We start from the raw sequence: 13,679 nt of genomic DNA, 5'->3' as shown, positions 1-13,679 counted from the left end.
CCCGTCCATGACCCTGAAGACCACCACCCGCGCCGCGCTGCTGGCGCTCCTGTTGTGCGGAGCCGCTATGCCCGCCCTGGCCCAGACCGCTCAAGGGACCAACCCGCCGATCCCGGCGATCCTGACCACGCCGGAAGCCCACGACATCCACTCCTACGCCCAGCCGCTGGTGGCGCGGGTCACCCACGTGGACCTGGACCTGACCGCAGACTTCGCCGGCCAGAAGATAACCGGCACGGCCGCCCTCGACATCGCCGCCGCGCCGGACGCGAAAGAGGTGGTGCTGGACAGCAAGGGCCTGGTGATCCACGGCGTCACCGACGACAAGGGCGCCGCCCTGCCGTGGACCCTGGGCAAGGCCGATCCGAACCTGGGCGCGCCGCTGACCGTGACGCTGAACGGCGCCCGCCGCATCGTGGTCAGTTACGACAGCGCCCCCGGCGGCGCGGCCCTGCAGTGGCTGACCCCGGCCCAGACCGCCGGCAAGAAGAAGCCCTACCTGTTCAGCCAGGGCGAGGCGATCCTCAACCGCACCTGGATCCCCACCCAGGACAGCCCCGGCATCCGCCAGACCTGGACCGCCCGCATCGTCGCCCCCGAGGGGCTTAAGGCGGTGATGAGCGCCGAGATGCTGACCCCGGACGGCGAGCCCGTGCCCGGCGGCCGCGCCTATCGGTTCAAGATGGACAAGCCGGTCGCCTCGTACCTGATCGCCATCGCCATCGGCGACATCGCCTTCACGCCGCTGGGGCAGCGGACCGGTGTCTATACCGAGCCGTCGGTGATGAAGAAGACCGCCTACGAGCTGGTCGACGTCGAGAAGATGGTCGAGGCCGCCGAAAGCCTCTACGGGCCCTACGCCTGGGGCCGCTACGACCTGCTGGTGCTGCCGCCGTCGTTCCCGTTCGGCGGCATGGAGAACCCGCGCCTGACCTTCGCCACCCCGACCATCATCGCCGGCGACCGTTCGCTGGTCAGCCTGGTGGCCCACGAACTGGCCCACTCGTGGTCGGGCAACCTGGTCAACAACGCCACTTGGTCGGACTTCTGGCTGAACGAGGGCTTCACCGACTATTTCGAGAACCGGATCATGGAGAAGCTGTACGGCAAGGCGCGCGCCGACATGCTGGCCGATCTGGGCTGGAGCGACCTGCAGGACGCCATCAAGGACGCCGGCGGCCTGACCGGCGCCGACACCCGCCTGCACCTGGACCTGACCGGCCGCGATCCCGACGACGGCATGACCGACATCGCCTACCAGAAGGGCGCGACCTTCCTGCGCACCATCGAGAAGGCCGTCGGCCGCGAGCGCTGGGACGCCTATCTGAAGGACTACTTCGCCCGCCACGCCTTCCAGTCGCAGACCACGGCCGGCTTCGTCGCCGACCTGCGCGCCAACCTGATCAAGGGCGATCCCAAGCTGGAAGCCGAGATCGGCATCGACAAGTGGGTGTACGACGTCGGGCTCCCCGCCAACGCCGTGCATATCAAGTCGGCCGCCTTCCCGGCGGTGGACGCCCTGGCCGCCGCCTACGCCAAGGGCGGCCCGGCCCCGCTGGCCAAGTGGAAGGCCTGGAGCACGCCCGAGCGCACCCGCTTCGTGGCCAGCCTGCCGCGCGCGCTGTCGAAGGAGCGCCTGGCCGCCCTCGACAAGGCCTTCGGCCTGTCGGCCCAGGGCAATAGCGAGATCCGCTTCGTCTGGCTGGAGCTGGCCGTGGCCAACCGCTACGACCCGGCCGTGCCGTCGCTGGAGGCCTTCCTGACCGACCAGGGCCGCCGCAAGTTCGTGGCCCCGCTGTTCAAGGACCTGATGGCGCAGGGCACATGGGGCCAGCCGATCGCCAAGCGCCTCTACGCCAAGACCCGGCCGCTCTATCACGCCGTCACCCGCCAGACGGTGGATGGCATTGTGAAGTAGCTATTGGGTGAAATAGCCGTTTCTCGAAAAATCACGCGTTTTCGTCGTTTTTGTCAGTTCTTGACGACGAAAACGCGCTTTTCGAGTCGATTTTGATCCGAAACCGCGCCGAAAATCGCTCGCGAGGCGAGTTTTCGTGTTAACCCTGACTGTACGCCTCCGACAGAGAGGCGGGCCTCGTTAGGGAGAGATCGCCATGGCTGACGCCGTGTTCGCGACCCGTGTGCGTGCGCGTTCCGTGTTCTTCAGAAAATGCGACATCAACAAGCCGGAAGCCGCCGAGCTCCGGCACGCCGGCCCCTGCATCCAGTGGGGCCGGGTCGGCATCGTCGCCATGGTCCTGGTGTTCGGCGCCGGGCTGGCGACCTGGGCCTATGCGGCGATAGGCTAGGCGGGCTTCAAGGCGCGGGCGGGCCGAAACGGTTCTCACCGGCCTGGCTCGCGCCGGCCAGCAGCAGGATCAGCACACCCAGCGACGCCAGATAGAGCACGTTGTTGGCGAAGATCAGGCCGAACATCTTCATCGACTCCGCCGTCGTCTCGCCCGTCAGCGTGCTCTGGAAGAAGCGCGGGAACAGGATCAGGCCGACGGTCAGGAAGATCAGGGGCGGCAGGCCCCACCAGCCGCGCCGCCCGCGATCGTGCAGCCGCCGGGTCACCGCCGCGGCCAGCAGCGCCACAACCAGGGCGCACCCGACCTGCATCACCGTGAAGAACGGGGTCATGTCGGGCATGAGTTCGGGGTGATTGCCGTGGATCTGGATCGAATAGGAGCCGGCCCCCTGGGTGACGGTGGCCTGGTCGGGATGCTCGACCGCGAATTGCTGCATGCGCGCGAACGACTGGCCCATGATCGGCCCCATGGTCGCGGCGGCGCCGACGAACAGCAGGGCCATCACCACGGCGACATAGGGCCAGAACCGCCGCGCCGAATCCCTGCCCGAGAAGCGCAGCAGGCCGGTGAAGCCGTTGCGGACGGAATCGATGAAGTCGTTCATGGCCTCTCCCCCAGGAGCCTCGAAGGCGAAGCTTCCGAATAGGGCGATTCAACCGGCGGCGCCCGGACGATCAGTTTCCCCGTGACGACCCCCGTTCGCTGACCCATGCTCCGCCTTCCACACATCGCGGGGGCGAGATGAACGACCAAGCCGGCAACACCCTCTGGAACCCGGACCTGGCGCCGACCACGGCCGCCCAGCGCACCTGGAAGGCGCGGCACTATGCGGCCCTGTGGCTGGGCATGGTCATCGCCGTGCCGGCCTACATGCTGGCCGCGGGCCTGATCGAGCAGGGGATGTCGGCGACCCAAGCGGTGTGGGCCGTGCTGCTGGGCAATGTGATCGTTCTGGTCCCCATGCTGCTGATCGGCCATGCGGGGGCCAAGTGGGGCGTGCCCTATGCGGTGCTGGCGCGGGCCTCGTTCGGGTGGCGCGGCGCGCGGGCCCCGGCCCTGGCCCGGGCCATCGTCGCCTGCGGCTGGTACGGCATCCAGACCTGGATCGGCGGCGGGGCGCTGCTGACCCTGCTGGGCGTGATGGTCGGCAAGAGCCTGGTCGGGCCGATGGTCCCTGTTCTCGGCATCGGCGTCGGCCAGCTGCTGTCGTTCGCCGCCTTCTGGGCGATCCAGCTGCTGTTCGTCACCAAGGGCCTGGAGACCGTGCGCAAGCTCGAGACCTGGACCGCGCCGGTCAAGCTGCTGGTCTGCGGCCTGCTGGTCTGGTGGGCGCTGAGCAAGGCCGGCGGCATCGGCCCGATCCTGCATGAGCCCAGCGCCTACGACGCCGGCGGCGCCAAGGCCGGCCGGTTCTGGAAGGACTTCGGCCCGGCCGTCACCGCCATGACCGGCTACTGGGCGACCCTGGCCCTGAACATCCCCGACTTCACCCGCTTCGCCCGCAGCCAGCGCGACCAGATCGTGGGTCAGGCCGTGGGGCTACCCGGACCCATGGCCCTGCTGGCGACGATGAGCGTCATCGTCACCTCGGCCACGGTGCTGATCTACGGCAAGCCGGTCTGGGACCCGGTCGCCCTGGCGGGCAACATCGGCGGGATCGGGGTGCTGGTGGGCCTGCTGATCATCAGCCTGGACACCGTCTCCTGCAACATCGCCGCCAACCTGGTGGGCCCGGCCTACGACTTCTCGGCCCTGTGGCCCAAGCGGATCAGCTATCGCATCGGCGGCTGGATCACCGCCGGCATCGGCGTCTTGATCATGCCGTGGAAGCTGCTGGAGAGCACGCAGGGCTATATCTTCGTCTGGCTGACCGGCTACGGCGCCCTGCTGGGGCCGGTGGCCGGCATCCTGATCGCCGACTACTGGCTGCTGCGCCGCGCCCGGCTGGACGTCGAGGCGCTGTACGACCGCACCGGGCGCTACACCTATTTCAAGGGCTGGAACCTGGCGGCCGCCGGGGCCTTCATCATCGGTGTGGCCCCGAACCTGCCGGGCTTCCTGAAGGCGGCCGGCCTGCCGGCGGCGGCGGGGATCGGCGCGCCGTGGACGGGGCTCTACGACTATGCCTGGTTCGTCGGCGCGGCGATCGCGGCGGCGGTCTACGTGGCGGCGATGCGGTTGGGCGGCGGGGCGCGGACGTCGGCGGCGGAGTGAAGGCGCGATGAGCGGACTGACCATCTGGACCCTGGACTGGGTCCCCGAAGGCCCCCGGGGCTTTGTGCGCGATCTGCGGCTGAGATGGGCGTGCGAGGAGGCGGGCCTCGACTACGACGTCCGCACGATCCCGTTCGACGATCGGGCGACCAATCATCTGGACCGCCAGCCGTTCGGCCAGGTCCCGTACCTGGACGACGGGGCGGTGAAGATCTTCGAAAGCGGCGCTGGGCTGCTGTACCTGGCCCACAAGAGCGACCGACTGATGCCGTCCGATCCGGTCGGCGCGGCCGAAACGCTGGAATGGACGATCGCCGCCCTCAACTCGATCGAGATGGTCAGCGTGCCGTGGTGGTTCCTGGGGATCAGCGGCGACAAGGACAACAAGCTGACCGGCTGGCTGGACCAGCGCCTCGACCATCTCGAACGGATCTTCGGCGAGCGCGACTGGCTCGCGGCCGATCGCTTCACCGTCGCCGACCTGCTGATGGCCGACGTGCTGCGGGTCTCGGACGTCCGCGCCTTCGGCGACCGCCCCGCGACCGAGGCCTATGTGACCCGGATCACCGATCGCCCCGCTTTCCGGAAGGCCCGGGCGGACCAGGTCGCGCTGTTCGAGGCGGCGGACGCGAAGCGGTAGGGGGCGATGGCCCCGGCCCCGTGATTTGGCGTGGTATCACGCTCACTTGCCCCCTACGGACCGCTTCGCGGTCGTCTTCCCCATGGGGGGAAGAAGCGGCGCATTTTCGGCCTCCGCCCCCTATGGGGCGGACAGACCGCGGAGCGGTCAGGTGGGGGCAAGTAGGTGAGCCTCCGCCTCACTCTTCTCTTGCGCCCCACACAAAAACCCGCATCTAGACCCCATGCGCCGCTTCAATTCCGCCGACCCTTCTTTCCCCGCCGCCTTCAAGGCCTTCCTCGACGAGCGCCGGGGCGCGCCCGAGAATGTCGATGCGGCGGCGCGCAACGTGCTGGAGGCCGTGCAGGCCGAAGGTCTGAAGGCCGTGCTCAGCTTCACCAGCCGCTTCGACGGCGTGGAGCTGACCGAGGACACCATCCGCGTCACCGCCGAGGAGATCGAGGCCGGCGCGGCCGAGTGCTCGCAAGAGGTTCGTGACGCGATCGCCTTCGCCGCCGCCCGCATCCGCGCCTTCCACGCCCGCCAGAAGCCGCAGGACCAGGCCTGGACCGACGAGGCCGGCGTGCAGCTGGGCTGGCGCTGGACGCCGCTGGAGGCCGTGGGCGTCTACGTGCCCGGCGGCCGCGCGGCCTATCCCTCGACCGTGCTGATGAACGCCGTGCCCGCCCAGGTGGCCGGCGTCGACCGCATCGCCATGGTCACCCCGCCCGGCAAGCTGCAGCCCGCCGTCCTGGCCGCCGCCAAGGAAGCGGGCGTCACCGAGATCTGGCGCGTGGGCGGGGCCCAGGCCGTGGCCGCCCTGGCCTTCGGCGCGGGTCCGATCCAGCCGGTCGACAAGATCGTCGGCCCCGGCAACGCCTATGTCACCGCCGCCAAGCGCCGGCTCTATGGCGTGGTCGGCATCGACGCCCTGGCCGGCCCGTCCGAGATTGTCGTGGTGGCCGACGCCAAGAACGATCCCGACTGGATCGCCGTCGACCTGCTGAGCCAGGCCGAGCACGACCCGGCCGCCCAGTCGATCCTGATCACCGACGACGAGGCCTTCGCCCAGGCGGTGTCCGACGCCGTCGACGCGCGGCTGAAGACCCTGGCCACCGGCGTCGACGCCGCCGCGTCGTGGCGCGACCACGGCGCGATCATCCTCTGCCCGCTCGAGGACAGCCCCCGCCTGGTGGACCTGCTGGCCCCCGAGCACGTCGAGTTCGCCCTCGACGAGCCCGAGCGCCTGGCCGACCGCGTGCGCCACGCCGGGGCGATCTTCCTGGGCCGCCTGACGCCGGAAGCCATCGGCGACTACGTGGCCGGCTCGAACCACGTACTGCCCACCAGCCGCGCGGCGCGCTTCCAGTCGGGCCTGTCGATCTACGACTTCCTCAAGCGCACCTCGATCGTGAAGTGCGACGCGGCCTCGTTCGCGATCCTGGGTCCGCACACCGTCGCGCTCGCCGAGGCCGAGGGCCTGCCGGCCCACGCCCTGTCGGCGGCGGTGCGGTTGCCAACCAAGCCGTAAGGGGCAAGTCTGCCGACGATGTCCGACGCCAAGGCCAGCCAGTTCCTGAAGTCCGTCCTCATCGACGAGGACAGCCTGGCTGCAGCCTCGCGCGACCAGGAGCAGGAACGCCAGGTGGCGATCTTCGACCTGCTGGACGGCAACTATTTCGAGCCGGCCGAGGCGAGCGGCGGTCCCTACGACCTGAAGCTGTCGCTGGTCGAGAACCGCCTGGCCTTCGACATCGCCGGGCCGAACTACGAGCGCCGGCACTTGCTGTCCCTGTCGCCCTTCCGGGGGGTGATCAAGGACTACTTCATGATCTGCGACAGCTATTACGCGGCGATCCGCAACTCGTCGCCGCAGCAGATCGAGGCCTTGGACATGGGTCGGCGCGGCCTGCACAACGAGGGCTCGACCCTGTTGCGCGAGCGGCTGGAGGGCAAGGTCAAGACCGACCTCGACACCGCCCGCCGGCTGTTCACCCTGATCTGCGCGCTGYACTGGCGGGGTTAGGGACCGTGCCGTCGGACCTCCCGGGCGCCGTCCTCTTCGCCTGCAACTACAACCGCGTGCGCTCGCCGATGGCCGAGGCGCTGTTCAAGCACTTCTACGGCACGCGGGCGTTCGTCGATTCGTGCGGGCTAAAGCCCGACCCGGATGAGGACGGCGTCGATCCGTTCGTGGCCGTGGTCATGGACGAGATGGGCCTGGACGTCACCGGCCACCGACCCAAGAGCTTCGCCCAGCTGGAGGACGACAGCTTCGACGTCGTCATCTCCCTGACGCCGGAGGCCCAGCACCGCGCCGTCGAGCTGGCGCGGGACCGGGCCACCGACATCGAATACTGGCCGACCCACGACCCCACCCTTGCGGACGGCTCGCGCGACGCCATGTTGTCGGCCTATCGCGAGGTGCGTGACGCTCTGGCCACGGCGATTCGACAACGTTTCGGCGCGCCATCGACGTTCGGGGGTTGAATGCGCTATACACCCCGCCTCGCAGCCGCGTGACGCCTCCCGACTCAATCGTCGCGGGGGCTTTACCGGCATGGCGTAACCCGTTTTGAGAGGCCTGATGGCTAAGGAAGAACTGCTCGAGTTTCCCGGTACGGTCAGCGAATTGCTGCCCAACGCGACCTTCCGCGTGAAGCTGGAGAACGATCACGAGATCATCGCCCACACCGCCGGCAAGATGCGCAAGAACCGCATCCGCGTCCTGGCCGGCGACAAGGTGCTCGTGGAAATGACGCCCTACGACCTGACCAAGGGCCGCATCACCTACCGCTTCAAGTAGGGCTGGCGAATGGTCGTCCAGCGCACGCCGCTGGTCCTGGCCAGTGCGAGCCCCCGGCGCCTGGACCTGCTGGCGCAGGTCGGCGTCGCCCCGGATCGGGTCGATCCCGCCGACATCGATGAAACGCCGCTGCGGGACGAGACCCCGCGGCGTCACGCCCTGCGCCTGGCCGTGGAGAAGGCGAGGGCGGTCGCACCCCGTTCGCCCGGGGCCATCGTCCTGGCCGCCGACACCGTCGTGGCCGTCGGTCGCCGCATCCTGCCCAAGGCCGAGACGGAAGAGCAGGCGGCGCGCTGCCTGAAGCTGCTGTCGGGCCGCAATCACAAGGTCCTGACCGGCGTCGCCGCCATCGCCCCGGATGGGCGCGAGGCGTCGCGGCTGGTCGAGACCCGCGTGCAGTTCAAGCATCTCTCCGACCAGGAGGTCGCCGACTACCTGGCGGGCGGCGAATGGAACGGCAAGGCGGGCGGCTACGGCGTGCAGGGCGTGGCGGGCGGCTTCATCGTCGACCTGCACGGCTCCTACACCTCGGTGGTCGGCCTGCCGCTGTACGAGACCCTCAACCTGCTGACCGGCCTGGGCTACCGCAAATGAGCGAACGTCGCGCCTACCTCTACAAGGGAATCGGCGAGACGGTCGGGGTCGTCACCCTGGACGGCCGTCCCGAGCGCCTGGTCGCCCATTGGGACGGCGACGACCTGCTGGACGCCGAGGGCGTGCGCGGCGTGGCCCGGGTCAAGAAGATCGAACGGGCCTTCAACTCCGCCTTCGTCGCCCTGCCGGGCGGGGCCGACCTGCTGCTAAACCTCAAGCCCGACATGCCCAAGCTGGTCGAGGGCCAAGTGGTCGAGATCGAGGTCCGCAGCCCGTCCCGCCGCGACAAGTCGGGCGTGGCCCGCTATGTCGGTCCGGCCGAGGGCGAGCCGCGCGTGCTGGCCCACGCGTCCACGATCGACGAGCTGCTGCGCCTCTGGGTGAAGTCGGGTTCCCCGACCCAGGGCCTGGCCGCCCTGGAGGCGGTCGAGGCCGCCGAGGCCGAGGCCCTGGCCACGGTCTTCGCCCTGCCGGGCGGCGGCGACGTCAGCATCGAGGCGACCCGGGCCCTGGTGGCCGTCGACGTCGATCTCGGCGCCCGTGAAGGCGATTCCAAGAAGGCCGCCCGCGCCGCCAACATGGCCGCCTTCACGACGGCCGCCCGCATCCTGCGCCTGAAGGGGCTGGCGGGGCTGGTGGTCTTCGACCTGGTCGGCCGCGGCCATGACGGTCCGGCCCTGACCACGGCGGCCCGCAACGCCTTCGCCGTCGACAATCCCGGGGTCGGGATCGGGGCGATCAGCAAGTTCGGGGCGCTGGAGATGATCGTGCCGCGCCGGACCAAGCCGATTCTCGATAGGCTTCTGGACGAGACGGGCGGGTTGTCGGCCCGCTACGGCGCCCTGCGCCTGGTCCGGGCCTTCGAGCGGGAGGGCAGGGCGGACCCGGGCGGCAAGCTGGCCGGCCGTTGCAGCGCCGCCGTCGCCGAGGCCTTCACGGCCCTCGACGCCGGTCTGGCCGACAAGACCGGCCGTCGCTTCACCGTGGCCGTCGTCGCCGACTGGCCCAACGATCGTCTGGAGGTCTCGTCCTCATGAGCGCCTGTCCCATCTGCAAGAAACCGACGGATCCGGCCTTCAAGCCGTTCTGCTCCAAGCGCTGCGCCGACATCGACCTGAACCGCTGGCTGTCGGACCGGTACGTGGTGCCCGGAGCCGACGACGACGAGGAAAACCCGCCGTCCACAGACTTCGGTCGGGAATAGTTCGAGATCGTTTCAAGAGGGGCTGGACTTCGTTTTTAGCCTCCCCTATAGACGCGGCTCCCCGCCGTCGGGCGGGCGCCGAAGCGGTTTCGACCGCTTCTCCGGCCCAGGGCCTGGGTAGCTCAGTTGGTAGAGCAGCGGATTGAAAATCCGCGTGTCGGTGGTTCGAATCCGCCCCCAGGCACCACTCCTTTCATACGCGGCGCAGTTTCGATCGCTTCACGGCCTCGGCCGCGTCGTCGACGGCCTCGTCGTGGCGCCGCGAACTTGGTCACTGGCGTCCGCCTCAGGGCAGACGTGAAATTTTAGCGGTGGCCTTACCAGCCGAAGGCGAATGCGGAGGGCGAGGCCGGGTTTTCGAAGCCGCGCCGATTCCCGAAGGCGCTTCCGCCCGCTCAGGGCGGTCTGGGCGGGGTTCGGCGAGGTCGAAACGGTCCGGCCGTGCGTCCCGGCGGGAACGCGGTCCAGGTTCGGGCTGGGAGAGGCGGGACCCGCTTTGAAGGGCGAAAACGCCGCCTGGAGGCGAAAATCCTCGTCTATCGGCCAAGACGGTCGGCGAAGGAGGTCAGATGTCCGGCGAACGTCTTTCCCGGCTAGATTGAACTGGGCGGCGATGCGCGCTCAGATCAGGTCTTCGAGACCGATGTTTTGTAAGCATGTTGCGGCGCAACATCGTTATTCCCTTTGGCAGGGAAAAACCGCCCTCAAATCCTGATTTCCCATTTGTGCGATGCGGCAAAGCCCCCGGGCCGGTCGAATGGTCGGTAAATTTATGCGACCTCGCACCCCTTGACGGTACGAAAAGGGGTTGCCAAAGGACCCCTGCCGCAATTCTAACATTGCGGTAAGATCGAAGCCTCCTCGGGGGCGGCGATCACACGCGCTTCGAAACGATCCTTCTTGATGGGCATGAGCCTGGCTTGGGGGGCGTAACGGGTCGAGCGCAGCGAAGCGGGTCCGCAAGGCGTCCGGGAGACCGGGCACCATGTGGACTATTCAAGTTAGGGTGGAGACGCTCTCGCGCGACGACCCTCGGTCCAAACGTGCTAGACCAATCAGGAACTGGCGACAGATGCTCGACATTAAACGGAAAACCCCCCTCATCGCTCTCGTCGGCGCCATGGCGCTGATGGCGAGCGCCCCGGCTTTCGCTCAGGACGCTGCGGCTCCTGCGCCGGCCACCACCGAAGCCGCCGCTCCGGCCGCTGCCGCCCCGGCCCCCGCCGCCGCAGCGCCCGCTGAAGAGCCCCTGGACGCCGGCGTCGCCGCGACCGAGAAGATGAAGTCCCACTCCCTGACCCCGATCGGCATGTTCCTGTCGGCCCAGGCGGTGGTTAAGGTCGTCATGATCGGCCTGATCCTGGCCTCGATCTTCTCGTGGGTCCTGCTGATCACCAAGCTGTTCGAGTTCGGCGCCCTGAACAAGCAATCGGACAAGTTCCTGGAAGCCTTCCGGGGCGCTCGTTCGATCGCCGACATCGCCCGCATCGGCTCGTCGGAAGAATTCGAAGGCAACCCGATGGCCGACATGGCCGCCGCGGCCGCCCAAGAAGTCGAACTGTCGCGCCAAGCCGGCCTGGCCGTCGGCGGGGAGCATCGTGACTCGACCCTGAGCCGCGCCACCTACGCCATCAACGCGGTGCAAGCCTCGCTGGCCAAGCGTCTGTCGGGCGGCATGGTGTTCCTGGCCTCGGTCGGTTCGGCCGGTCCGTTCATCGGTCTGTTCGGCACCGTTTACGGGATCATGACCTCGTTCATCGGCATCGCGAACACCAACACGACCAACCTGGCCGTCGTCGCCCCCGGCATCGCCGAAGCGCTGCTCGCCACCGGTATTGGTCTGTTCGCCGCTATCCCGGCCGTTATCTTCTACAACTTCTTCCAGACCCGCATCTCCGGCTACGGCACGCGCTCTGAAGGTTTCGTTGCTGAACTGATGAACGCCATCTCGCGCCAGCTCGACAAAGGGGCGTAAGACCGATGGCCGCCAAACTCTCAGGCGGTGGGGGCGACAGGTTTAACATCGACCAAAACAGCGAGATCAACGTCACGCCCTTCGTGGACGTCATGCTGGTTCTCCTGATCATCTTCATGGTGGCGGCTCCGCTCGCCTCCGTGTCGGTCGAAGTGAACTTGCCGCCGGCGGTCGCCAAACCGTCGACGACCCCGCCAAAGCCCGTCTACATCTCGATCAAGGCTTCGGGACAGGTCTTCATTGGCGATGACCGCACTACGGTTGACGAGATGGGTGCGGACCTCGTTAAGAACATTGGCCGTCGCGATCCCACCAAGGAGCGCATCTATATCCGCGCCGACGAAAAGACGCGCTACGGGGCCTTCATGGAGGTGATGAACACCCTCCAGGATAACGGCTTCTATAGCGTGGCGCTCATCGGCAAGGATCAGAACAGCTAGGGGTGATGCATGGCTGAACAACAAACGCCTGAGCATCGCCACTACGATCCGCTCACTTCGGACGGCCCGCGCCGCAAGAAGGGCCTCGGCGCCTTCGGCGTCGCGACCATCGTCGTCGTCGGCTTCCACGCTGCTTTGTTCGCTTATCTGGCGAAGCAGAAGTTCGAAGCGGTGATGAAGGAGTATCACGACGACGCCGTGGACGTGGAGCTGCCTCCGCCGCCCCCGCCGCCGCCGCCGCCTCCTCCGCCCCCGCCGCCGCCGCCGACCAACGCTCCGCCTCCGCCTCCCGCGGTGGTGCAGCCGAGGCCGCCTATCGCGCCGCCGCCGGACGTGACGCCGCCGCCGCCGCTGCCGATCCCGCCCGTCAAGGAGCGGGTCGAGCAAACGGCTCCGCCGGTGATCTCGAACGTGCCGCCGGTGCCTTCGAACCCGCCGGCTCGGGCTTCGGTGATCACGAAGCCGGACTGGGCCCGTCGGCCTAGCCCGGAGGACATGGCTCGCTACTACCCCGACCGCGCTCAGCGGATGGAAGTGGCCGGTCGCGCGACCTTGTCGTGCACCGTCACCGCCAAGGGGTCGCTGGAGAACTGTTCGGTCGTGTCGGAAAACCCGGCCGACTACCAGTTCGGCGAAGCGGCCATGAAGTTGTCGCGGCTGTTCCGCATGAAGCCGAAGACGCTTGACGGCGCTCCGGTGGACGGCGGCCAGATCACGATCCCGATCGTGTTCACGGTTCCCCGCTAGGGACCGAGGCGACAGGCCAGGAAACGAGCGCCCCGGAGCTTCATCGCTCCGGGGCGTTTTCGTGTGGAAGGGCCGTTTCGGCGCTTGATCCGGCTCGCGCGTCCGACTAAAGACACTGCCTCGCGATACGCCGCCTTAGCTCAGTTGGTTAGAGCGCTAGATTGTGGATCTAGAGGTCCTCGGTTCGAGCCCGAGAGGTGGTACCATCGCAAGACGGTGAAAAGCCCTGGGTTCGCCCAGGGCTTTTTCGTTTGGGGCGGGGTTCAGGCGTGGCGGCCGCTCAGGGCGCTCCAGACGCGCCAGCCGACCAGGGCGATCGCGATCCACCCCGCCGCCAGGCCGACCATCGGCCGGGCCTGCCACCAATAGCGAATGCGGCCGATCGCCGTCTTCGAGGACGCGCCCACTTCGAAACTCCCGACTTTGACGCGCTTCGGCGCGTCCGCTCCCTGGCCCGGAGGTTGCGCCCGAACGCTGTTTTGCGGAAGTGCGGCGCAACGCCGCTAGGAGCGGCCGTCGAAACGGTACTCGGCCACCGGCGTGGAGCGGAGGAAGGCCTCGATCTGCTTGCGGCGCCAGACCGCGCGCTGGTGGCGACGGACCACTTCGCCCACCGGCGGGGTGACGACGGCGCAGATCAGGAATAGCGAGACGATCAGAAGCATGCGGGCTCATCGACGGCGATGAACGCCCCCTGGCCCATGAAACGCCTGGGAGAGGCCAGCGATCCGTCCACGCGTCCGGTGCGATCCGCGCGGCGGGGCCGGG

General features: G+C 68.4%; 17 protein-coding genes and 2 tRNA genes. 16 read left to right on the top strand and 3 right to left on the bottom strand.

Annotated features, from left to right (window positions below; all coding sequences use genetic code 11):
* Positions 1-7: 7 nt before the first annotated feature.
* Both AC1U89_RS11245 and AC1U89_RS11240 read left to right on the top strand, forming a co-directional pair.
* The gene (locus AC1U89_RS11245) at positions 8-1,918 is read left to right on the top strand and encodes a M1 family metallopeptidase (protein WP_479899784.1); all 1,911 of its coding nucleotides are present in this window, start codon (positions 8-10) and stop codon (positions 1,916-1,918) included.
* A 196-nt stretch (positions 1,919-2,114) separates the two neighbouring features.
* Positions 2,115-2,309 (top strand): hypothetical protein, encoded by a 195-nt coding sequence (locus AC1U89_RS11240; protein WP_029907076.1) that lies wholly within the window; start codon positions 2,115-2,117, stop codon positions 2,307-2,309.
* 7 nt (positions 2,310-2,316) lie between these two features.
* On the opposite strand, the gene AC1U89_RS11235 is transcribed toward AC1U89_RS11240, so the two are convergent.
* Positions 2,317-2,916, bottom strand: a complete 600-nt coding sequence (locus AC1U89_RS11235) for a DUF805 domain-containing protein (protein WP_479899783.1) — start codon at positions 2,914-2,916, stop codon at positions 2,317-2,319.
* Between the two features lie 137 nt (positions 2,917-3,053).
* On the opposite strand from AC1U89_RS11235, the gene AC1U89_RS11230 reads away from it, so the two are divergent.
* From AC1U89_RS11230 to AC1U89_RS11165, 14 genes are all read left to right on the top strand, one after another.
* Positions 3,054-4,526 carry an NCS1 family nucleobase:cation symporter-1 gene (locus AC1U89_RS11230; RefSeq protein WP_479899782.1) on the top strand — a complete coding sequence of 491 codons (1,473 nt, stop codon included), beginning with the start codon at positions 3,054-3,056 and terminating at the stop codon, positions 4,524-4,526.
* A gap of 7 nt (positions 4,527-4,533) precedes the next feature.
* Positions 4,534-5,166: a glutathione S-transferase family protein gene (locus AC1U89_RS11225; RefSeq protein WP_479899781.1), complete on the top strand. Its 633-nt coding sequence runs from the start codon at positions 4,534-4,536 to the stop codon at positions 5,164-5,166.
* A 223-nt stretch (positions 5,167-5,389) separates the two neighbouring features.
* Positions 5,390-6,676: a histidinol dehydrogenase gene (gene hisD / locus AC1U89_RS11220; protein WP_479899780.1), complete on the top strand. Its 1,287-nt coding sequence runs from the start codon at positions 5,390-5,392 to the stop codon at positions 6,674-6,676.
* A gap of 18 nt (positions 6,677-6,694) precedes the next feature.
* Positions 6,695-7,171, top strand: coding sequence for a UPF0262 family protein (locus tag AC1U89_RS11215; RefSeq protein ID WP_479899779.1), 477 nt, complete (start codon positions 6,695-6,697; stop codon positions 7,169-7,171).
* Between the two features lie 5 nt (positions 7,172-7,176).
* Positions 7,177-7,635, top strand: coding sequence for an arsenate-mycothiol transferase ArsC (locus AC1U89_RS11210; RefSeq protein ID WP_479899778.1), 459 nt, complete (start codon positions 7,177-7,179; stop codon positions 7,633-7,635).
* Between the two features lie 97 nt (positions 7,636-7,732).
* A complete protein-coding gene (gene infA, locus AC1U89_RS11205) occupies positions 7,733-7,951 on the top strand; it encodes a translation initiation factor IF-1 (protein ID WP_004617696.1) in 219 nt (72 codons plus the stop codon).
* A 9-nt stretch (positions 7,952-7,960) separates the two neighbouring features.
* Entirely contained in the window at positions 7,961-8,545 is a 585-nt protein-coding gene (locus AC1U89_RS11200; RefSeq protein ID WP_479899777.1) for a Maf family protein, read from the top strand.
* Positions 8,542-9,582, top strand: coding sequence for a ribonuclease E/G (locus AC1U89_RS11195; protein WP_479899776.1), 1,041 nt, complete (start codon positions 8,542-8,544; stop codon positions 9,580-9,582). The genes AC1U89_RS11200 and AC1U89_RS11195 overlap by 4 nt, the downstream gene beginning before the upstream one ends.
* Positions 9,579-9,749: a DNA gyrase inhibitor YacG gene (locus tag AC1U89_RS11190; protein ID WP_479899775.1), complete on the top strand. Its 171-nt coding sequence runs from the start codon at positions 9,579-9,581 to the stop codon at positions 9,747-9,749. The genes AC1U89_RS11195 and AC1U89_RS11190 overlap by 4 nt, the downstream gene beginning before the upstream one ends.
* 111 nt (positions 9,750-9,860) lie before the next feature.
* Positions 9,861-9,936: transfer RNA gene (locus AC1U89_RS11185), tRNA-Phe, on the top strand.
* A gap of 885 nt (positions 9,937-10,821) precedes the next feature.
* Positions 10,822-11,724, top strand: a complete 903-nt coding sequence (locus AC1U89_RS11180) for a MotA/TolQ/ExbB proton channel family protein (protein ID WP_479899860.1) — start codon at positions 10,822-10,824, stop codon at positions 11,722-11,724.
* A gap of 5 nt (positions 11,725-11,729) precedes the next feature.
* On the top strand, positions 11,730-12,164 hold the full coding sequence (locus tag AC1U89_RS11175; RefSeq protein WP_029907087.1) for a biopolymer transporter ExbD: 435 nt from the start codon (positions 11,730-11,732) through the stop codon (positions 12,162-12,164).
* Between the two features lie 9 nt (positions 12,165-12,173).
* Entirely contained in the window at positions 12,174-12,911 is a 738-nt protein-coding gene (locus tag AC1U89_RS11170; RefSeq protein WP_479899774.1) for an energy transducer TonB, read from the top strand.
* A gap of 129 nt (positions 12,912-13,040) precedes the next feature.
* Positions 13,041-13,117, top strand: a tRNA-His gene (locus tag AC1U89_RS11165).
* A gap of 57 nt (positions 13,118-13,174) precedes the next feature.
* Here the strand turns inward: AC1U89_RS11165 and AC1U89_RS11160 are convergent.
* A complete protein-coding gene (locus tag AC1U89_RS11160; protein ID WP_479899773.1) occupies positions 13,175-13,318 on the bottom strand; it encodes a hypothetical protein in 144 nt (47 codons plus the stop codon).
* Positions 13,319-13,414: 96 nt separating this feature from the next.
* Positions 13,415-13,576: a hypothetical protein gene (locus AC1U89_RS11155; protein ID WP_479899772.1), complete on the bottom strand. Its 162-nt coding sequence runs from the start codon at positions 13,574-13,576 to the stop codon at positions 13,415-13,417.
* Between the last annotated feature and the right edge of the window lie 103 nt (positions 13,577-13,679).

The organism is Caulobacter sp. 05T431 (assembly GCF_056665975.1).
This window is presented reverse-complemented; position numbering and strand designations above follow the sequence as displayed.